The 18,373-nt window shown below is 63.4% G+C and carries 19 protein-coding genes and 4 pseudogenes; 6 read left to right on the top strand and 17 right to left on the bottom strand.

What is annotated here, in order from left to right; genetic code table 11:
• Positions 1-14: 14 nt before the first annotated feature.
• The 3 genes from ACSKB8_RS34325 to ACSKB8_RS34335 all read right to left on the bottom strand — a co-directional run bounded on the left by ACSKB8_RS34325 (position 15) and on the right by ACSKB8_RS34335 (position 3,192).
• Positions 15-599, bottom strand: a complete 585-nt coding sequence (locus tag ACSKB8_RS34325) for an NnrU family protein (protein WP_438108895.1) — start codon at positions 597-599, stop codon at positions 15-17.
• 69 nt (positions 600-668) lie between these two features.
• Positions 669-1,247, bottom strand: coding sequence for a hypothetical protein (locus tag ACSKB8_RS34330; protein WP_438108897.1), 579 nt, complete (start codon positions 1,245-1,247; stop codon positions 669-671).
• A gap of 322 nt (positions 1,248-1,569) precedes the next feature.
• Positions 1,570-3,192, bottom strand: a complete 1,623-nt coding sequence (locus ACSKB8_RS34335; RefSeq protein WP_438108898.1) for a peptide chain release factor 3 — start codon at positions 3,190-3,192, stop codon at positions 1,570-1,572.
• 157 nt (positions 3,193-3,349) lie between these two features.
• On the opposite strand from ACSKB8_RS34335, the pseudogene sugE reads away from it, so the two are divergent.
• Positions 3,350-3,665 (top strand): annotated as a pseudogene (gene sugE, locus ACSKB8_RS34340) (quaternary ammonium compound efflux SMR transporter SugE).
• Here sugE and ACSKB8_RS34345 read toward each other — a convergent pair.
• From ACSKB8_RS34345 to ACSKB8_RS34375, 7 genes and pseudogenes are all read right to left on the bottom strand, one after another.
• Entirely contained in the window at positions 3,658-4,662 is a 1,005-nt protein-coding gene (locus tag ACSKB8_RS34345) for an inorganic phosphate transporter (protein ID WP_370986882.1), read from the bottom strand. The pseudogene sugE and the gene ACSKB8_RS34345 sit on opposite strands and share 8 nt — an antisense overlap.
• A gap of 72 nt (positions 4,663-4,734) precedes the next feature.
• Positions 4,735-5,379: a DUF47 domain-containing protein gene (locus tag ACSKB8_RS34350; protein WP_091894987.1), complete on the bottom strand. Its 645-nt coding sequence runs from the start codon at positions 5,377-5,379 to the stop codon at positions 4,735-4,737.
• A gap of 157 nt (positions 5,380-5,536) precedes the next feature.
• On the bottom strand, positions 5,537-6,505 hold the full coding sequence (locus tag ACSKB8_RS34355) for a branched-chain amino acid ABC transporter permease (RefSeq protein WP_438108901.1): 969 nt from the start codon (positions 6,503-6,505) through the stop codon (positions 5,537-5,539).
• A gap of 1 nt (position 6,506) precedes the next feature.
• Positions 6,507-7,370 carry a branched-chain amino acid ABC transporter permease gene (locus ACSKB8_RS34360; RefSeq protein ID WP_370986880.1) on the bottom strand — a complete coding sequence of 288 codons (864 nt, stop codon included), beginning with the start codon at positions 7,368-7,370 and terminating at the stop codon, positions 6,507-6,509.
• A 64-nt stretch (positions 7,371-7,434) separates the two neighbouring features.
• Positions 7,435-8,659, bottom strand: a pseudogene (locus tag ACSKB8_RS34365) (ABC transporter substrate-binding protein).
• Positions 8,660-8,709: 50 nt separating this feature from the next.
• Positions 8,710-9,457: pseudogene (locus tag ACSKB8_RS34370) on the bottom strand (ABC transporter ATP-binding protein).
• Positions 9,450-10,205: an ABC transporter ATP-binding protein gene (locus tag ACSKB8_RS34375; RefSeq protein ID WP_008551999.1), complete on the bottom strand. Its 756-nt coding sequence runs from the start codon at positions 10,203-10,205 to the stop codon at positions 9,450-9,452. The pseudogene ACSKB8_RS34370 and the gene ACSKB8_RS34375 overlap by 8 nt, the downstream one beginning before the upstream one ends.
• Positions 10,206-10,550: 345 nt before the next feature.
• Here ACSKB8_RS34375 and ACSKB8_RS34380 point away from each other — a divergent pair, with 345 nt between their 5' ends.
• Positions 10,551-11,198, top strand: coding sequence for a hypothetical protein (locus tag ACSKB8_RS34380; RefSeq protein WP_438108903.1), 648 nt, complete (start codon positions 10,551-10,553; stop codon positions 11,196-11,198).
• Here the strand turns inward: ACSKB8_RS34380 and ACSKB8_RS34385 are convergent.
• Positions 11,195-11,569, bottom strand: coding sequence for an ArsC family reductase (locus ACSKB8_RS34385; RefSeq protein WP_438108905.1), 375 nt, complete (start codon positions 11,567-11,569; stop codon positions 11,195-11,197). The two genes, ACSKB8_RS34380 and ACSKB8_RS34385, sit on opposite strands and share 4 nt — an antisense overlap.
• 102 nt (positions 11,570-11,671) lie before the next feature.
• Between ACSKB8_RS34385 and ACSKB8_RS34390 the strand changes: the two genes are divergently transcribed.
• The 3 genes from ACSKB8_RS34390 to ACSKB8_RS34400 all read left to right on the top strand — a co-directional run bounded on the left by ACSKB8_RS34390 (position 11,672) and on the right by ACSKB8_RS34400 (position 13,677).
• Positions 11,672-12,043: a tRNA-binding protein gene (locus tag ACSKB8_RS34390; RefSeq protein ID WP_438108906.1), complete on the top strand. Its 372-nt coding sequence runs from the start codon at positions 11,672-11,674 to the stop codon at positions 12,041-12,043.
• 215 nt (positions 12,044-12,258) lie between these two features.
• Complete coding sequence (locus ACSKB8_RS34395; protein WP_438108907.1) at positions 12,259-12,891, top strand: TetR/AcrR family transcriptional regulator; 633 nt, start codon at positions 12,259-12,261, stop codon at positions 12,889-12,891.
• Between the two features lie 3 nt (positions 12,892-12,894).
• Positions 12,895-13,677, top strand: a complete 783-nt coding sequence (locus tag ACSKB8_RS34400) for a sulfite exporter TauE/SafE family protein (protein WP_438108909.1) — start codon at positions 12,895-12,897, stop codon at positions 13,675-13,677.
• 2 nt (positions 13,678-13,679) lie between these two features.
• Here the strand turns inward: ACSKB8_RS34400 and ACSKB8_RS34405 are convergent, their stop codons facing one another.
• The 4 genes from ACSKB8_RS34405 to ACSKB8_RS34420 all read right to left on the bottom strand — a co-directional run bounded on the left by ACSKB8_RS34405 (position 13,680) and on the right by ACSKB8_RS34420 (position 15,680).
• Positions 13,680-14,384 carry a glutathione S-transferase family protein gene (locus ACSKB8_RS34405; RefSeq protein ID WP_438108911.1) on the bottom strand — a complete coding sequence of 235 codons (705 nt, stop codon included), beginning with the start codon at positions 14,382-14,384 and terminating at the stop codon, positions 13,680-13,682.
• A 100-nt stretch (positions 14,385-14,484) separates the two neighbouring features.
• A complete protein-coding gene (locus ACSKB8_RS34410; protein ID WP_176945957.1) occupies positions 14,485-14,631 on the bottom strand; it encodes a hypothetical protein in 147 nt (48 codons plus the stop codon).
• A gap of 13 nt (positions 14,632-14,644) precedes the next feature.
• On the bottom strand, positions 14,645-14,866 hold the full coding sequence (locus ACSKB8_RS34415; RefSeq protein ID WP_438108913.1) for a hypothetical protein: 222 nt from the start codon (positions 14,864-14,866) through the stop codon (positions 14,645-14,647).
• Between the two features lie 148 nt (positions 14,867-15,014).
• Positions 15,015-15,680 (bottom strand): DUF429 domain-containing protein, encoded by a 666-nt coding sequence (locus ACSKB8_RS34420; protein ID WP_438108915.1) that lies wholly within the window; start codon positions 15,678-15,680, stop codon positions 15,015-15,017.
• A gap of 506 nt (positions 15,681-16,186) precedes the next feature.
• Between ACSKB8_RS34420 and ACSKB8_RS34425 the strand changes: the two genes are divergently transcribed.
• Positions 16,187-17,527, top strand: coding sequence for an RtcB family protein (locus ACSKB8_RS34425; protein ID WP_438108916.1), 1,341 nt, complete (start codon positions 16,187-16,189; stop codon positions 17,525-17,527).
• A 79-nt stretch (positions 17,528-17,606) separates the two neighbouring features.
• On the opposite strand, the pseudogene ACSKB8_RS34430 reads toward ACSKB8_RS34425, so the two are convergent.
• Positions 17,607-18,127 (bottom strand): annotated as a pseudogene (locus ACSKB8_RS34430) (RNA polymerase sigma factor).
• Positions 18,124-18,333 (bottom strand): YgaP family membrane protein, encoded by a 210-nt coding sequence (locus tag ACSKB8_RS34435; protein WP_438108918.1) that lies wholly within the window; start codon positions 18,331-18,333, stop codon positions 18,124-18,126. Before ACSKB8_RS34435 ends, ACSKB8_RS34430 begins: the two are co-directional and overlap by 4 nt.
• Between the last annotated feature and the right edge of the window lie 40 nt (positions 18,334-18,373).

Consider the following 18,373-nt stretch of genomic DNA (forward strand, 5'->3'; position numbering starts at 1 on the left):
CTTGTGCTGACCGGCTAGACGCCGATCACGGGAACACCGATCACGACGGGGTGGAACGCAAACGCCAGCGCCAGGTAGGCGACGACGCCGACAGCGATCGCAATCAGATCGTTGGTGACGCCGCCCACCGGGATCGGCGGGCCACCGCTGTCGGTGCGATGCTTCAGCGTAATGCGATCATACACCGCCCAACCCAGGAACGAGCCGAACAGGATGATGGAGCCGAGGTCGCCATTGGCGAGCAGATGCGCCGCCGCCCACAGCTTGATGCCGGCCAGCATCGGATGCTTCAGCGTCGCATAGATGCGGCCGCGCAGGTACGAGGCGACCACCAGGATGACGGCGGGCAGCATCAAGGCGAGCGTGATGTGCTTCAGCGCCTTCGGCGGATACCAGACGTCGATCCAGCCGGAACTGCGGTAATGGGCAAAGCCCCAGATGATCAGCACGAGCCCCGCGAGCGAAACCAGCGAATAGAGGATCTTGTAGGTCCCCTCACCTAGTCGTGCGATCGCCTCTGCGCGTGCCTTTCGTTTCGTCGTGAAAATATGGGCGGCAAAAAACAGCACCAGCCCCAGGATCATGACCACAAGACCCACGACATCCTCCCCTAAAGCAGCCCCCGCCTCTGAGGTACCATCGATTGGCCGCCGTTCGCAACTTATGCGCTACTTACCGATCTGCCGATTGTCGACGTACCGGATCGCGATTGGCCGTCCGGCCAACGCGCCGCCGAGTCCGCCAGTGAATTTCAGCGGCAGACATGCCTGCAGCGATGCGTTGATGGCATTGAGATAGGTCGTGCGGGTGCCGGCCGGCACGCCCGCGGTCGCGTATGTGAGGCGCGGCGGGCCGATCAGGCCACCGGCCTTGTTGAAGCTGAAGCGCACCGACATCTGCATGCCGGCGCGCGCATTGTCCGAGGGCGGCGACCAGCAGCTGCGCAGCTCGGCAAAGAGATCGCCGATCGTGTCGAGATCGTGATCAGGCTTCCGGTATTTGGCGCGGTCCGGCTCGGACGGCACGCTCTCGATCGTGAGCTGGAGGTTCTGGCCGTAGGGGTAATCGATCTCGGGAATGCAGGGGCCGGGCTCGAGCGGGCTGCAATAGGATGGCGTGCATGGCCGGCCGTCCAGCACGCTGCACGGCTCGTGCGAAAACGGGATCGGGTTGATCTGGCGGGGCCGCGCGTCGGCGGCGCCCACGGCCAAGAAGGTCAGCAACAGAACCAAGATTGCGCGCAGCATTGAGAAGCACCGCGATGAGCGACCGCAATCATGTTGGGAGATCTTGGAGCGGCTTCAAGCCTACCTTGTGTTCACATGCGCGCGTTCGAACGCGGTGTCGTCGCCCGGCTTGCCGTCTTCGCTAAAGCTACGCCGGCCCAACACCGAAAGCCCGGCGAAGCCTTGGCGGAGCCGGGACCGGGCGACCCAGTACTCCGAGACGGATGTGATTAAATCGAGAGGCCGCGGCGTACTGGATGCCCCGGTCAAGCCGGGGCATGACAGTGGAGGGTGTGGCTGCGTAGCGGAGGGTGTGGCTGCGGCAGCCGGGCGCGCGGCCATCCTACCCCTTCTTCTTGACGTCCTTGACGTTGGTGAACTCGATGCCCTCGGCGCGTTCCCTGGTGTAGCCGAGATAGAACTCGTTTCGCGCCAGATACACGGGATCGCCGTCGACATCGTCGGCGATGCTCGAGGTGTTGGCGGCGATGAAGGTGTCGAGCTTCTTGCGATCCTCCGAGGAGACCCAGCGCGCGAGCTGGAACTCGCTCACCTCGAACTCGACCGGCAGCGAATATTCGGCCTCGAGCCGGGCCTTCAGCACGTCGAGCTGGAGCGCGCCGACGACGCCGACCAGCGCGGGCGCGCCGTCGCGCGGACGGAACACCTGGACCACGCCCTCCTCCGACATCTGCTGGAGCGCTTCCTTCAGCTTCTTCGCTTTCATCGCGTCGGTGAGACGGACGCGGCGGACGATTTCCGGCGCAAAGCTCGGCACGCCGACGAAGTTGAAATCCTCGCCCTCGGTCAGCGTGTCGCCGATGCGCAGCGTGCCGTGATTGGGAATGCCGACCACGTCGCCGGCAAAGGCCTCATCTGCGACCGAACGATCCTGCGCGAAGAAGAATTGCGGACTCGACAGCGGCATGCTCTTGCCGGTGCGCACCAGCTTCGCCTTCATGCCGCGGCTGAGCTTGCCCGAACAGAGCCGCGCAAACGCAATGCGGTCGCGATGGTTGGGATCCATGTTGGCCTGGATCTTGAACACGAAGGCGCTCATGCGCGGATCGGTGGCCTCGACCTTGCGCTGGTCGCTGTCCTGCGCGCGCGGCTCGGGCGCGAACTTGCCGAGGCCTTCCAGCAAGTCGCCGACGCCGAAATTGCGCAGCGCGCTGCCGAAATACACCGGCGTCAAATGACCCTCGCGGAATGCTTCGAGCTCGAACGGTTTTGACGCTTCGGTGACGAGCTCGAGCTCGTCCTTCACCGCCGACGCGTCGAGGTTCGCATTGAGCTTGGCGAGTTCTTCGATCTCGATCTGCTGCGCTGCGCCGGTCTTGGCGCCGCCGCCTTCGAGCAGGCGCACGCCGCCATTGACAACGTCATAGGTTCCGAGGAAGTCGCGGCCGCGGCCGACCGGCCAGGTCATCGGCGTGGTGTCGAGCGCCAGCGTCTTCTCGATCTCGTCGAGCAGCTCGAAGACGTCGCGGCTCTCGCGGTCCATCTTGTTGATGAAGGTGATGATCGGGATATCCCGAAGACGACACACCTCGAACAGCTTCCGGGTGCGCGCCTCGATGCCCTTGGCGGCGTCGATCACCATCACGGCGGAATCGACCGCCGTCAGCGTGCGATAGGTGTCTTCCGAAAAGTCCTCGTGGCCCGGCGTGTCCAGCAGGTTGAAGACGAGGCCTTCGAACTCGAAGGTCATCACCGAGGTCACGACCGAGATGCCGCGCTCGCGCTCGATCTTCATCCAGTCCGAGCGCGTGTTGCGCCGCTCGCCCTTGGCCTTGACCTGGCCGGCGAGGTTAATGGCGCCGCCGAACAGCAGCAGCTTCTCGGTCAGCGTGGTCTTGCCGGCGTCGGGGTGGGAGATGATCGCAAAGGTCCGCCGCCGCGACACTTCAGCGGCAAGCGGAGAACGGGCCGGCAATTCGGCTGCGGTGGTGGCGATGTCGGACATGGCGGGAGCGTTTGGCAGGGAAAATGGGCCTGATCAAGCCTCATTTGGTGATTGCGGAGCCCTCCGGCCAGCCCCATATCGGCCTTTGGGAGGGACGGCTCTCCCTTTCATAGGTCATTGCCTGCGGGGACGGCCCTGCCTTGCACGGAGGGTCGTCATGGCCTGGAGCATCTTGTTCGTCGCCGGTCTTCTCGAGATCACCTGGGCGATCGGCCTGAAATATACCGAGGGCTTTAGCAAGTTTGTTCCGTCGGTCGTCACGCTCGCGGCCATGGCCGGCAGCATCATCCTGCTCGGGGTTGCTCTCAAATCACTGCCCGTCGGAACCGCCTACGCAGTCTGGACCGGAATCGGCGCGGTCGGGCACCGCGACGCTGGGCATCATCCTGTTCGGTGAGCCCGCGACAGCTTTCCGGCTCGCCAGCATCGCCTTGATCATCGCCGGAATTATCGGATTGAAGCTCGTTACTTGACGATCTGGACCGCCCACCAGCTCAGCGCGGCCACGATTGCCGCGGCCGGGATCGTGATCACCCAGGCATAGACGATCGAGCTCGCGACATTCCAGCGCACCGCCGAGACACGGCGCGCCGCGCCGACGCCGACGATCGCGCCGGTGATGGTGTGGGTGGTCGAGACGGGAACGCCGAGGAAGGTCGCCATGAACAGGGTCGCAGCGCCGCCGGTCTCGGCGCAAAAGCCCTGCATCGGGGTCAATTTGGTGATGCGCAGGCCCATGGTGCGGACGATGCGCCAACCACCCATCAGCGTGCCCAGCGCCATCGCGGCCTGGCAGGACAGCACCACCCAGAACGGTACGGAGAATTCGCTGCCGAGATGGCCCTGCGAATAGAGCAGCACCGCGATGATGCCCATGGTCTTCTGGGCATCATTGCCGCCATGGCCGAGCGAATAGAGCGAGGCGGAGGCGAATTGCAGGATGCGGAAGGCGCGGTCGACCGCGAACGGTGTCGAGCGCACTGAGGCCCAGGACACGATCGCCACCAGCATCATCGCGAGCAGGAAGCCGACCAGCGGCGACAGCACGATCGCCAGCACCGTCTTGGACAACCCGCTCCACACCGCCGCCGAAATGCCCGCCTTGGCCATGCCGCCACCGACGAGGCCGCCGATCAGCGCATGCGACGACGAGGACGGGATGCCGAGCGCCCAGGTCACGATGTTCCAGACGATGGCCCCGACCAGGGCCGCGAAGATCACCTGGGCGTCGACGATCGAGGGATCGATGATGCCGGTGCCGATGGTCTGGGCGACGTGCAGCCCGAACACCATGAAGGCGACGAAATTGAAGAATGCGGCCCAGAACACCGCGAATTGGGGCCGCAGCACGCGGGTCGAGACGATGGTCGCGATCGAATTGGCGGCGTCATGCAGGCCGTTCAGGAAATCGAACAGCAGCGCGACGGCGATCAAGCCGACCAGGACGGGAAAACCCAACGCAGCATCCACGGCGCGGCCCCTGCCTTAAAGCTTACGCATGATTTGAGCGGAAAACCGCTGCACACTTTTCCGCATCATGCGCTACACTTGCTCGATGACGATGCTGTTGATCTCGTTGGCGACGTCATCAAAGCGGTCGGCAACCTTTTCGAGATGGTCGTAGATCTCGACACCGACGATGAAGTCCATCGCGTTGCCGTTGCGATGCTTGAGGAACAGCTCCTTCAGCCCGATGTCGTGGAGATCGTCGACACGGCCCTCCAGCTTGCCCAGCTCTTCCGTGATCGCGCTCAGCATGGCGACGTTCGGGCCGATCGACTGCATCAGCGGCAGCGCGCGTCCCACCAGATTGGCGCATTCGATCAGAAGCCCGCCGATCTCGCGCATCGGCGGCTCGAAGGCGCGGACCTCGAACAGCATCACGGCCTTCGCCGTCTGCTGCATCTGGTCGATGGCGTCATCCATCGAGGTGATCAGGTTCTTGATGTCACCGCGGTCGAACGGGGTGATGAAGGTACGGCGCACTGCCGTCAGCACCTCGCGGGTGATGTTGTCGGCGTCGTTCTCGAACTGATTGACGCGCTGGCAATAGACCGGCGTCTCCTCGCCCCCGTTGAGCATGCCCTGGAGCGCGATCGAGCCCTGGATCACAGTCTGGGCATGACGGTCGAACAGGTCGAAGAACCGTTCTTCCTTGGGCAGGAAAGCACGAAACCATCGCATCATGGGGACAGGCTACCGGTTGGAAATGGCCCGGCCCGGGAGGGGCCGTCATGAAACTGTCATAGACCATTTTCGATCCACGCGCGTGTCATCTCGCGCCCGCGGAGCCGGGTCATCCACCGCTTTCAAGCGACTGGTAAATCGATTTAAAATCAGCTACTTAGAGCGATCGCCGGAAGTAATGCGCGATTTCACCGATGACGCCGCGGCGGAAGGTGAGCACGCAGATCACGAAGATCCCACCCTGGATCACCGTCACCCACTGGCCGAAGCCCGCCAGATATTGCTGCATGGCGATGATCACGAAGGCGCCGATCACGGGACCGAAAATGGTTCCGAGACCGCCGACCAGCGTCATCAGCACGACTTCGCCCGACATCGACCAGTGCACGTCGGTGAGCGAGGCGTTCTGCGCCACGAATACTTTCAGCGCCCCGGCAAAGCCGGCCAGCGTGCCCGACAGGATGAAGGCCAGGAACTTGTACTGGTCGGTGCGGTAGCCGAGCGAGATCGCCCGCTGCTCGTTCTCACGGATCGACTTCAGGACCTCGCCGAATGGCGAGTTGATGATGCGGAAGATCAAGAGGAAGCCGGCGAGGAAGCCGATCAGCACGACGTAATAAAGCACCGTCGGCTTGGACAGATCGAACACGCCGAACATGTGACCTTGCGGGATGCCCTGGATGCCGTCCTCGCCGTGGGTGAACGGCGCCTGGAGGTAGATGAAGTAGAGGAGCTGCGACAGCGCCAGGGTGATCATCGAGAAATAGATGCCCTGGCGGCGGATCGAGATGTAGCCCGTGATGATCGACAGCACGAACGCCGCGGCGATGCCGACGAGAATGCCGAGCTCGGGCGGCAGCGCCCACACCTTCAGCGCATGCGCACTACAATAGCCCGCGGTTCCCAGGAACATGGCGTGGCCGAACGACAGCAGCCCGCCATAGCCGACCAGCAGATTGAAGGCGCAGGCGAGCAGCGCAAAGCACAGCGCCTGCATCACGAAGAACGGATAGACTCCCGTGAACGGCACCGCCGCCAACAGCAGGGCCATCACCACGAACACGATCATCTCGTCGCGCATGGCGCGAGGGGTTGTCGGCAGCGTGTCGTCCGTCAGGGTCGTCATGTCAGGCTGCCCTTCCCGTCAATCCCGTTGGCTTCACCAAGAGCACCAGCACCATCAGCACGAACACGACGGTGTTGGAGGCCTCGGGGTAGAAATACTTGGTCAGGCCCTCGATCACGCCGAGCGCAAAGCCGGTGATGATGGAGCCCATGATCGATCCCATGCCGCCGATCACGACCACCGCGAACACGACGATGATGAGGTCCGCGCCCATCAGCGGTCGCACCTGGTTGATCGGCGCCGACAGCACGCCCGCGAGCGCGGCAAGGCCGACACCGAGACCGTAAGTCAGCGTGATCATGCGCGGTACGTTGATGCCGAAGGCGCGCACCAGCGTCGGGTTTTCAGTGGCGGCGCGCAGGTATGCCCCGAGCTGGGTCTTCTCGATCAGGAACCAGGTCGCAAGGCACACCGCCAGCGAGAACACGACGACCCAGCCGCGATAGACGGGTAAGAACATGAAGCCGAGATTCATGCCGCCCCTGAGCTGGTCCGGAATGGCATAAGGCAGACCGGAGGAGCCGAAGTAGTTCTGGAACACGCCCTGCACGATCAGCGCAATGCCGAAGGTCAGGAGCAGGCCGTAGAGATGATCGAGCCCGGTCAGCCATTGCAGCATGGTCCGCTCAAGGATCATGCCGAAGATGCCGACGATGATGGGCGCGAGCAGCAACGCCCACCAATAGTTGATGCCGCCGAGGCTCAACAGGAAATAGGCGACGAACGCGCCCATCATGTAGAGCGCACCATGGGCGAAATTGATGATGTTGAGCATGCCGAAGATCACGGCAAGCCCGAGACTGAGCAGCGCGTAGAACGAGCCGTTGATCAGTCCCACCAGTAGCTGAGCGTATAGAGCCTGCATCGATCGATCTCGTACCCAGTCCCGTTTTGTTGACGACGGTGCCCGCCAGCGGACGCTGTCGGTACTACTTCTTCACCAGCGGACAGGCGCTTTCCGAAAGCGGCCTGAAAGCCTGGTCTGCCGCCGTCGTGCCGATCAGCTTGTAGTAGTCCCACGGCCCCTTCGGATTCCTCGGGCTTCTTGACCTCGAACAGATAGGCGGGATGGAGCTTGCGGCCGTCCGCGCGGATCGTGCCCTTGCCGAACAGTGGATCGTCCGTCGGAATTTCCTTCATCTTGGCGACGACCTTGGCGCCATCGTGCGGATTGCCACCCAACGCTTCCAGCGTCTTGAAATAATGGATCAGGCCCGAATAGACGCCGGCCTGCACCATCGAAGGCATCGCCTTGTTCTTCATCTTTTCGGAGAAACGCTTGGAGAAGGCCCGGGTGCCGTCGTTCAAATCCCAATAGAAGGTTTCGGTGAAGTTCAGCCCCTGCGCCACTTTCAATCCGAGCGCATGGACGTCGGTGATGAACAGCAGAAGCCCGGCGAGCTTCTGGCCGCCTGCAACGATGCCGAATTCCGCCGCCTGCTTGATCGTGTTGGTGGTGTCGCCACCGGCGTTCGCCATACCGATGATCTTCGCTTTCGACGCCTGCGCCTGCAGGAGGAACGAGGAGAAGTCCGCGGTATTGAGCGGATGCTTGACGCTCCCGATCACCTTGCCGCCTGATTTGACCACCACCGCAGCGGTGTCGCGCTCGAGCGCGTGACCAAAGGCGTAGTCGGCGGTCAGAAAGTACCAGGTGTCGCCGCCGGCCTTCACCAGCGCCTGTCCCGTGCTGTTGGCCAGCATGTAGGTGTCGTAGACCCAGTGGATCGTGTTCGGCGAACATTGCGCGTTTGTCAGATCGGACGTCGCCGCACCCGTGTCGATCAGAATCGAATTCTTTTCCCTGACGACATTGTTCACCGCCAGCGCCACGCCGGAGTTCAGCACGTCCATGAAGACGTCGACCTTCTCGACATCGATCCACTGCCGCGCGATCGCGGTGCCAATGTCGGGCTTGTTCTGATGGTCGGCGGAGATGAGATCGACCTTCCAACCCTTGGCTGCAAGCCCGGAATCCTCGATCGCCATCTGCGCGGCCAGCGTCGAGCCGGGACCTCCAAGGTCGGCGTAGAGCCCGGAGTTGTCGGTGAGCACGCCGATCTTGATGGTCTTGTCCTGCGCTATCGCGCCGCTTGTCGCGGCAAGTGCCAGCGCGGTGCCGAGCAAAAATGAAGCGATCGACCGGGTGTTCATGCGGCTTCCCTCTCTAAGTATTCTCGTTGGTTCTAACTTCTTTGGCAGTTCTAGACGCCGAGATAGGTGTGGAGCTTGTCCATGTTGGCGGCAAGCTCGGCGTTGGAAAAACCGTCAATGATCTTGCCGTGCTCGACCACGTAATAGCGGTCGGCGACGGTCGATGCGAAACGGAAGTTCTGCTCGACCAGGAGGATGGTGAAGCCCTCCTTCTTGAGCCGTGCAATGGTGTGGCCGATCTGCTGGATGATGACGGGCGCAAGGCCCTCGGTCGGCTCGTCCAGCATCAGGAAGCTCGCGCCGGTGCGCAGGATGCGCGCGATCGCGAGCATCTTGCTGCTCGCCGCCCGACAGCTTGGTGCCCTGGCTGTTGAGCCGCTCCTTCAGGTTCGGGAACAGGTCGAAGATCTGATCGAGCGGCAGCCCGCCTTCGCGGACCACCGGCGGCAGCATCAGATTCTCCCGCACGTCGAGGCTGGAGAACATGCCCCGCTCCTCGGGGCAGAACGCGATGCCCATGCGCGCGATCTTGTCGGAGGTCGCGCGGATGATGTCCTGGTTGTTGAACTTCACCGAGCCCGAGCGCTTGCCGATGATGCCCATGATCGACTTCAACGTGGTCGTCTTGCCGGCGCCGTTGCGCCCGAGCAGGGTGACGACCTCGCCCGCACTCACGTCGAAGTTGATCCCGTGCAGGATGTGAGACTCGCCGTACCAGGCTTCGAGGTTGCGGACTTGAAGGATGTTTCCGCCGGTCGCAGCCTTTGCCGGAGCCTCGGCGATCGCAGTGTCAGGCATGACCGGCTCCCAGATAGGCTTCCTTGACGCGCTCGTCCTTGGTGAGCTCGGAGTAATGGCCTTGCGCGAGCACCTGCCCGCGCGTCAGCACGGTGATGATGTCGGAGAGATTGGCCACGACGCTCAAATTATGCTCGACCATCAGAATGGTATATTTCGCGGAGATGCGCTTGATCAGCGCCGCGATCTTGTCGATGTCCTCGTGACCCATGCCGGCCATCGGCTCGTCCAGCAGCATCATCTCGGGGTCGAGCGCGAGCGTGGTTGCGATCTCTAGTGCGCGCTTGCGCCCGTAGGGCATCTCGACCGCGGGCGTATTGGCAAACTCGCTGAGGCCGACATCGTTCAACAGCTCGCGCGCGCGATCGTTGAAGCGGTTGAGCACGGACTTGGAACGCCAGAAGTCGAACGAAGAGCCGTGCTGGCGCTGAAGTGCGACGCGGACGTTTTCCAGCGCCGTGAGATGCGGAAACACGGCCGAAATCTGGAAGGAGCGAACCAGGCCCATACGGGCCACATCCGCCGGCGCCATCGCAGTGATGTCCTGCCCCTTGTACAGGATCTTTCCGGCAGACGGTTTAAGGAACTTGGTCAAAAGATTGAAGCACGTCGTCTTGCCGGCGCCGTTCGGCCCGATCAACGCATGAATGCTCCCACGGCGAACCTTGAGCGCAACGTCGCGGACGGCGAAGAAGCCCGCGAACTCCTTGGTCAAGCCTTCCGTTTCGAGAATGAACTCATCGGCCAAACAGATTTCCCCCTGCCCGCGCGTGCCGCGCGTGGCTGTCCTTGTTGACTTCGGCTTTCCGGAGGCCTTGGAGCCCATTCGGAACGCCGCCTCCCGGCGCGGAATATGCCGGAGGTGACGGGGGTTAGGCAAGGCGGAAAGCTGAGCAGATCAGGCCTCCGGCTGGGATACAAATGCTCCCTTAGTCGGAGATGCTTTGATGTCGTGCCTGCCCGGCCTCCCGGTTCGCGAAGCACCGGTCATCAAGCCGTCGTTAACGGTCTTTCGTCTCCCGCGCCAGCCTTCATAGAAAATTTTCCCGCGGCGAGGATCATGTGCGGGTTTTGACATGCCGGGAATATTGTTTTGGATTTCGCAAGCACCGCGCCCTCCGTCGTCAAGTCGATCAGGCAGCGTGATCTCCTGAACACGTGGCTGCGACTTTATGCGCGCCAGCAGGTCGCACCGGCGATCTGGGAGTACCAGCCTGCGCGACTCGAGGAAGAGCTGTCCGATCTCATCTATTACACGGTGGACAATTCGACGCCGACGCCGCACCTGACCATCCAGAGCGAAGGCACGCGCATCTCGCGCGCTTATGGAAATACCGGCAAGGGCACCCTGCTGCACGACTATGTCGGACCGCGGCTCGCGCCCTTCGTGATGCCGATCTATCACGAATGCGTCGCGCGCGCGCTTCCGATCTATAGCGTTGCCGACATCGATGACATCTACGGTCGCATCGTCGCCTATGAACGGCTGCTGCTGCCGTTCCTGACCGAGGACAAGGTCAGCCACGTCATCGCGTCGGTGAAGACCTTCTGCGAAGACGGCGGCTTCGAGATCAAGAATCTGATGCGCGGAAATGACGCGCCGCCGCGTCCGAGGCTGCGGGCCGTAATTGACCGCGACCTCTTTCATCGTGCGCCCGGCCGCATCGCAGCGGCCGATGTGGTCGAGCTCGCCGATCAGCCCGGGCCAAGCATCACCGCCGAGATCATCGAGCTAAGCTAGCGCGCCTTTGCTCCAACGTTCTTGGCCGCGATTTCCTTGGTATAAATGTCGGGCTTGAAGCCGACCAGCAGCTTGCCGCCGATTTCCAGCACCGGCCGCTTGATCATTGATGGTTGCGCTAGCATCAACGCCAGCGCCTTCTTCTCACCGAGGCCTTCCTTGTCGGAATCGGAGAGCTTCTTGAAGGTCGTGCCGGCGCGATTGAGCAACGTCTCCCAGCCGACCTTGTCACTCCACTGCTTGAGCTTGTCCTTCTCGACTCCCGCCGTCTTGTAGTCGTGAAACTCGTAAGGCACGCCATGGCTGTCGAGCCAGGTGCGCGCCTTTTTCATGGTGTCGCAGTTCTTGATACCGTAGATGATGTTGGGCAAGTCGTTCCTCGCGCATGCGTCGTATCGTGACCGCCGCGTTGTACGAAACTCCGGTTCGCGCGACAATATTGCGAACGACGCCACTTCCCGAACGGATAGATCATGCACGTCACCCACGATCCCGCGGCCGCCGCCTCGCCGACCATCGACTTCAACAGCTTTCTTGCGGTCGATATCCGCGTCGGCACCATCGTCGACGCCAAGCCGTTCCCGGAGGCGCGCAAACCGGCCTGGCGGCTATGGATCGACTTCGGTCCTGTGATCGGCGTCCGCAAGAGCTCGGCGCAGATCACCGAAAATCATCCGATCGAGTCGCTGGTCGGGCTGCAGGTCGCGGCCGTCGTCAATTTCCCGCCGCGCCAGATCGGCCCGGTCGTATCCGAGGTGCTGACACTCGGTTTCCCCGATGCTGCCGGCAAGGTCGTACTGGTGCAGCCAAGCAAGCCCGTGCCGAACGGCGGACGGCTGTTCTAGCGGCACACGATCAAGGACCGGGCCGCCGCCTCTGTCGGCGTCCCGCAACGACTCAATCCGCTTTTTCACGGCGTCGGGAGGTCCGGACTTGACCGAAACATCTTTTGGCAATAAAAATGACTGACTAGTCATTTTTTATTTGGATCGGCTTGTCTTGGCTTTCATTGGCCGATTACTAAAACGATCGATCGGTCAGCTATTTAAGGGACCACCAAATGCCCAAGATCAGCGACAAGCAACGCGAAGGCCGGCGCCAGCAGATCCTCGAAGCTGCCCTCGCCTGCTTCGCTGAAGACGGTTTTCACCAGACCGGCATGGCCGACATCGTCAAGCGATCCGGACTGAGCCATGGCGCGGTCTATCTCTACTTCCAGAGCAAGGACGATCTGATCGAAGCGCTCGCCGATGACCGGCACCGCCGCGAAGCCGTGCTCAACTCGGTCGCGCAAGGATCGGGCGATCCGATCGAAGGACTTCACGCGCTGGTCCGCGTCTATGCGCAATGGCTCACCGATCCCACCGGCGAAGCGCGGCGTCGCGTCGGCATCCATGGCTGGGCCGAGGCGCTGCGCAACCGCCGCGTCCGTACCAGCGTCGTCGAGGGCATCGACATGCCTCGCGCGCTGATCGTCGCACTCATCGAGCGTGGCCAGCATGCCGGCCTCATCAAGCGCGACCTCAGTGCGGACGCGATCGCGCGCGTGCTGATCGCGATCTTCCAGGGTTTTGTGCTGCAAAAGTGCTGGGGCGAGGATGTTGACGTCGAGGCCTGCATGGCAGCCGTGACCGGCGTGATCGAGGGCTTTCGCGCGACCAAGTCTGATATGAAGCGACGAACCAGGACGTGAGCGATGTCCTGGATTAACGACCTCCTCGCTGGCGCCGGTGTCGGCCTCGTCGGCGGGCTGACATCGGGCTTCATGGGCGTGAGCCCGGGTGGCGGCCTCGTGATCTTCTCCGTCCTGCTGCTCGGCGCCGAGCAGCACGTCGCGCAGGGCACGTCGCTGATCGCGCAGGTGCCTCCGACGGGCCTTGCGGGCGTGCGCCGCTACTGGCAGAGCGGCAAGCGCAGCCGGTTGCCATGGATCGGCTGGATCGGCCTCGGATTCCTGATCGGTGGCGCCGGCGGCGGTTACGCCGCGGCCGCGGTCTCCGACTCGGTCCTGCAATGGACTTATGTCGTGTACCTCGTCGCGCTGATCGCTCTGCTGATCCTGCGCCGCGAGCGGAAGGACGCGAGCAACGAGGCCGGCGACCGCAATGATCTGCCCTGGCTACCCCTGCTTCTGATCGGCATGCTTGCCGGATTTTCGTCCGGCTTCATGGGCATCGGCGGAGGCCTCGCGATCACCGTCGGCCTCGCCGCGGGTCTTCGCGTCCCGCAGCATCAGGCGCAACTCGTCAGCCTCATCTTCTCGGTGATCCCGACCAACATTCCGGCCGCCTGGATCTACTGGAGCAAGGGCTTGATGGTCGGCTGGCCCGCCATCATCGGCATTTTGGCCGGACTCTGGATCGGCACCGATCTCGGCGCACGCGCGGCCAATGGCGTCAGCAAATCGCTGCTGCGCCGGATGATGATCGGCTTCGTCGCATTGATGGCGCTCTACATGAGTTACAAGGCGCTGTTCTAGCCTCACGGCCGCTTCGGAATATTCAGCCCTCGCTGCACCGCCGGACGCGCAAGGCCCCGTTCGAGCCAGGCACCGACCGACTTGAACTGGCTGAATGCGACGAGATCGCCGGCGCCGTAGAAGCCGATGAGATTGCGCACCCAGCCGAGCATGGAGATGTCGGCGATCGTGAAGTCGTCATCCATGAACCATTGCCGACCGGCGAGATGCGTCTCCATCACGCCGAGCAGGCGCTTGGACTCGTCCACGTAGCGTTCGAGCGGCCGCTTGTCCTCGAACTCCTTGCCGGCGAATTTGTGGAAGAAGCCGACCTGGCCGAACATCGGCCCGATGCCGCCCATCTGGAAATGCACCCACTGGATGGTCTGGTAGCGGCGTGCGGCGTCTTCCGGCAGAAGCTTGCCGGTCTTCTCAGCGAGGTATTGCAGGATCGCGCCGGACTCGAACAGCGGCAGCGGCCTGCCGCCGGGGCCGTTGGGATCGAGAATCGCCGGGATCTTGCCGTTCGGATTGAGCGAGAGGAATTCGGTCGTCTTCTGGTCGTCCTTGCCGAAATCGACAAGATGGACTTCGTAGGGCAATCCGATCTCCTTCAGCATGATCGAGACCTTGACGCCGTTCGGCGTCGGCAGCGAATAGAGCTGAAGCAGTTCGGGATGTTTCGCCGGCCAACGTTTGGTGATGGGAAAAGCAGATAGAGCGGACATCGGGACCTTTGATGCATGGACTGAGGCGTGCTCAATCTAGGCAGGACGCCGTGCGGCGCAAGTCACTATTCGTCCCTGCGAGGTCCCTGCGAGCCCTCGCTTATGGCGGCAGCGTTGCCATCGCCACGACCGGAGTCATTGCGTCGTGTTGCAGTCGGTACTCGATGAACCGTTGACCCGTGATCAACAGCAGAGCCGTAAAGGCAATCGCCAGCATCGCGGTCGCCAATTGGCAGACGTCGTACATGGTGTTTTGTCCCTCAACAGTCATTGGCCAACGACCGTTCAAGGACCATGTTCCTCGCCCGCTTGAAAATATTGCCGCTTTTTCCCACTCCCCGAGACAAGGCCATCGCACTGTTCCAACCGCCCGCGCAGGGACCATTGAGGCTTCCAAGCGTTATCGCCGGATGAGCATCGAGAAGCGCGCCCTGCTCGACCATGCTGAGCGGTGTCGCCGTGTCGCCGGCGAACTCGCGCATAACGCCGCCGCGCGGCGGTTGCAGTCAATGGCCGAGGAGTACGAGGAGAGAGCAGCAAGACTGGACGACGATGGCGTTGATGTGAAGCAGAGCCATGCCCGTCGCTGCCACGCGGGAGACGGAAGCGATCGCGAGGGCCACGGAGGCCTCAATAGTTGATCTCCATTCTCAGCCCCCGCGGATCGATCTCGTCGTCGCCGACACGTTGCGTGCTATCGCGCGCCGCGACCGCGCAGGCGCAGGCATCGATGAGATCATCGCGGCCGATACCGGTGCGGTAGCGAAGCGTCAACCATTTCGGCAGGCGCGTGAATCCGCGCTGCTCCAGGAGCGCGATGCGCTGTTCGCGGCCTTGCGCCGATGTCTTCTTCGCAAGATGGACTCGTCCTGCCAGATTCCAGAAAATCAATTCCGGATGGGCTTCGCCGATGCTGGCTTGACGCGCCGGCGTCATGATCGCGTCGACGTCCCTAATCTTGTCTCTGATGTTCCAGAGCTGCGCGGACACGCCCCTGCCCTCGCCCTCATGCGCCCAATAATGGCGATTGGCCGCCGCCATATCCGGAAACGTCCAGAGGTCGCGGCGCGCGCCGAGAAATACGGCAGGCCCGATCAATTCGCGTGCACGCAGATCGCAAGCGCGATAGCCGCTCGGATTCAACCCGATCGGCATGTCGATCATCGCACGCGCATGCGGCATCGCGAGCAGGCGCGTCAGGCCCGGTGAATAATCGAAGCCGTGATCGCCGCGCTCATCGATCCAGGCCGCGACCCAACCGAAGCGAAATCCATCGAGACCGAGATAGGTTGGCACGTCGTGCGTCCGTCATTTCCAATTTCTCACGCGCGCCGCTTGACGCCCGCAAGTTGCGGGCGTATGTCCCGCGCCCTCGCGATCACTTCCGTTCGCGAAAACAGTGAACCCAGTGATGAAGCACAGCTACGAAAGATTTGCGCGACTGTCGAATGGCCTGCGGCCAATCGATTGCGCATGCCCGGCTCATGGGAGCGATCTTGCCTGACCGCAAGATCGACACTCCACTTCTCACGGACCCTCCCGAGCCTGCCGCTCCGGAGGGTTTTTTGTTGCCCGCCGCGCGGCCCATTCAGACATCCCGGCAATGGCCGGAACCGGAGACCCGGATCCCGGGGCTCGCGCAAACGATGCGCGTGCCAAACCGCCTGGACTTCGCGTCAGCGGCTTCTCTGAGGCGCCCCGGTTGCGTGGATCGCTGCGTCGGAGACGGCGTTTAATTGATGCGCAACGACAACGACCCCGGACGCGGGACTGCGCCCCGGGGCCAAGCAGGACTCAAGGCCATGCGACGACCCGATCCCTACACGGAACGCGCCCGCGAGCTCTGCCTCGCCGCCGGCATCGATCCCGACTCGCGCGTCGGCGAAGGACGCGGCCAGCCGGCCTGGTGCTCGTACCGGGACGCCGCGCGCAAGGAGCAGCTCGCCCGCGAGGCCAACACCGCCGCGAGCGAGATCGCGAACCTGCGTCCGCAGGAGGCGCGCTTCCAGAACGCGCCGCTGAAGATCTTCGGCCCGCATGAGGAGGCGACCGTGGCGCAGATGCGCAACTGCATGGCGGTCGGCAATGTCGTATCCGGCGTGATCTGCGCCGATGGCCATCTCGGCTACGCCCAGCCGGTCGGCGGGGTCATCGCCTACGAGAAGCAGATCAGCATCTCCGGCGTCGGCTTCGACATCGGCTGCGGCAACATGGCCGCAAAGCTCGACACGCGCTTCGACGACATCGCCAACATCGTGCCCACGATCATCCGCGACGTCGCCAAGACAATCTCGTTCGGTGTCGGCCGCGCCAATGCCGAGCGGGCCGAGCACGCGCTGTTCGACGACGGCGATGCCTGGCGCGAGAGCGACATGGAGGCCTACCGTCAGAAGGCGATGAGCCAGCTCGGCACGGTCGGATCGGGCAATCACTATGTCGACCTCATGCGTGACGAGGAAGGCTTTGTCTGGATCGGCGTCCACTTCGGAAGCCGCGGCCTCGGACACACCTCCGCGACGCGCTACCTCAAGGCCGCCGGCGGCAAGGATGGCATGAACGTCCCGCCCGCCGTGGTCGACGAGGAGTCCGAGCTCGGCCGCCGCTACATCGCGGCGATGCATCTCGCCGGGCGTTACGCCTATGCGGGTCGCGAGTGGGTCGTCGAGCGAGTCCGCCAGATCATCGGCGGCAGCGTGATCGAGAGCGTGCACAACCACCACAATTACGCCTGGCGTGAGACCCACGAGGGCAAGGATCTGTGGGTGGTGCGCAAGGGCGCGACGCCGGCGTTTCCCGGCCAGAAGGGATTCGTCGGCGGCTCGATGGGCGACGATGCCGTCATCCTCGAAGGCGTCGACAGTCCGGAGGCCAAGGCTTCGCTGTACTCGACCGTGCACGGCGCCGGCCGCCTGTTCGGACGACGAGAGGCGAAGCGGCGCTTCTCGCGCGCGGAAATGGACCGATGGCTGAGCGAGCGCGGCGTCACCCTTGTTGGTGCCGACCTCGATGAGAGCCCGATGGCCTATCGCCGCCTGCCGGACGTGCTGGCGCAGCACGCCGGCACCGTGCGGGTGCTGCACACGCTGCGGCCGTTCGCCGTCGCCATGGCCGGCGAAGGCGAGTTCGATCCGTGGAAGGACTGACGCAAACAGCGAGTGGGAGGTAAGCTTCCCCACTCGCAACACTTTCGTGTCTTTGCCCGGTGACGCGTTGCGCCGTGTCTCATCTCGTCAGATATTCGCGCGTCAGGGCGCGGGCGCGATGCAGGCGGGCCTTGACGGTCTGCCTGGAAGCTCCGAGCGCGGCGGCGATCTCGTCGATGGTCATTTCCTTGACGTCGCGCATCAGGGCGACATCGCGATAGTGCGGCGGCAGGCCTCGAAGGCGGCGGCCACATCGAGCCGCAGATCGGCTTCCGGGCGAGCCAGCAGCGCCGCCTCCGCCTCGCCGTCGTCGATCGCCGGCGCAAGGCCTGCCTTGCGCGCGAGCCGCAGGCATTCGCGGCGGACCGCGCTGAACAGCCAGGCCGAAAACGCCAGCAGCGAGCGGATCGTCCCGACATGGCGGAACAGGATCCACATCGCTTCCTGCGTCGCATCCTCGGCATCGGCCGAGCTGCGGCAGGTCGCCCGCGCATAGCGGCGGATGTCGGGCTGTGCCGTCTCCAGCAGACACGCGATCGCCTGGGGGTCGCCGAGCCGCGCGGCCTCGAACAGATTTGGCGAGATCGCAGCCGCGCTCACGATGTCCCTCCCTTGCCGATGCCGGCCATCGCGCACATCGGGCAATAGCCGACGAGGCCGGTCACTGCTAAGCGCGCGCCGCCGAGCGCGACCAGCCACGCCGCGGAGCCGGCGAGATAGACCAACGCTGCGACCGCGACCCCGATACCCAAGACGACCCGCACCGCCTGATGCGGGCCGCCGATGTTCTTCCTGTGAAATCCCATCACATCCTCCGATATGGGCCGAGACTGATCGTCTCGACCA

The organism is Bradyrhizobium sp. BR 1432, from assembly GCF_051547705.1.
GTDB classification, from domain to species: Bacteria; Pseudomonadota; Alphaproteobacteria; order Rhizobiales; family Xanthobacteraceae; genus Bradyrhizobium; species Bradyrhizobium zhanjiangense.

Bases quoted from the DNA above. Each gene is read 5' to 3' on its own strand.
- ACSKB8_RS34335 (WP_438108898.1), bottom strand. From the start codon at position 3,192: ATGTCCGACATCGCCACCACCGCAGCCGAATTGCCGGCCCGTTCTCCG.
- ACSKB8_RS34435 (WP_438108918.1), bottom strand. From the start codon at position 18,333: ATGGGATTTCACAGGAAGAACATCGGCGGCCCGCATCAGGCGGTGCGG.
- ACSKB8_RS34415 (WP_438108913.1), bottom strand. From the start codon at position 14,866: ATGCGCGAGTTCGCCGGCGACACGGCGACACCGCTCAGCATGGTCGAG.
- ACSKB8_RS34355 (WP_438108901.1), bottom strand. From the start codon at position 6,505: ATGACGACCCTGACGGACGACACGCTGCCGACAACCCCTCGCGCCATG.
- ACSKB8_RS34350 (WP_091894987.1), bottom strand. From the start codon at position 5,379: ATGATGCGATGGTTTCGTGCTTTCCTGCCCAAGGAAGAACGGTTCTTC.
- ACSKB8_RS34410 (WP_176945957.1), bottom strand. From the start codon at position 14,631: ATGTACGACGTCTGCCAATTGGCGACCGCGATGCTGGCGATTGCCTTT.
- ACSKB8_RS34360 (WP_370986880.1), bottom strand. From the start codon at position 7,370: ATGCAGGCTCTATACGCTCAGCTACTGGTGGGACTGATCAACGGCTCG.
- ACSKB8_RS34330 (WP_438108897.1), bottom strand. From the start codon at position 1,247: ATGCTGCGCGCAATCTTGGTTCTGTTGCTGACCTTCTTGGCCGTGGGC.
- ACSKB8_RS34390 (WP_438108906.1), top strand. From the start codon at position 11,672: ATGCACGTCACCCACGATCCCGCGGCCGCCGCCTCGCCGACCATCGAC.
- ACSKB8_RS34425 (WP_438108916.1), top strand. From the start codon at position 16,187: ATGCGACGACCCGATCCCTACACGGAACGCGCCCGCGAGCTCTGCCTC.
- ACSKB8_RS34400 (WP_438108909.1), top strand. From the start codon at position 12,895: ATGTCCTGGATTAACGACCTCCTCGCTGGCGCCGGTGTCGGCCTCGTC.
- ACSKB8_RS34395 (WP_438108907.1), top strand. From the start codon at position 12,259: ATGCCCAAGATCAGCGACAAGCAACGCGAAGGCCGGCGCCAGCAGATC.
- ACSKB8_RS34405 (WP_438108911.1), bottom strand. From the start codon at position 14,384: ATGTCCGCTCTATCTGCTTTTCCCATCACCAAACGTTGGCCGGCGAAA.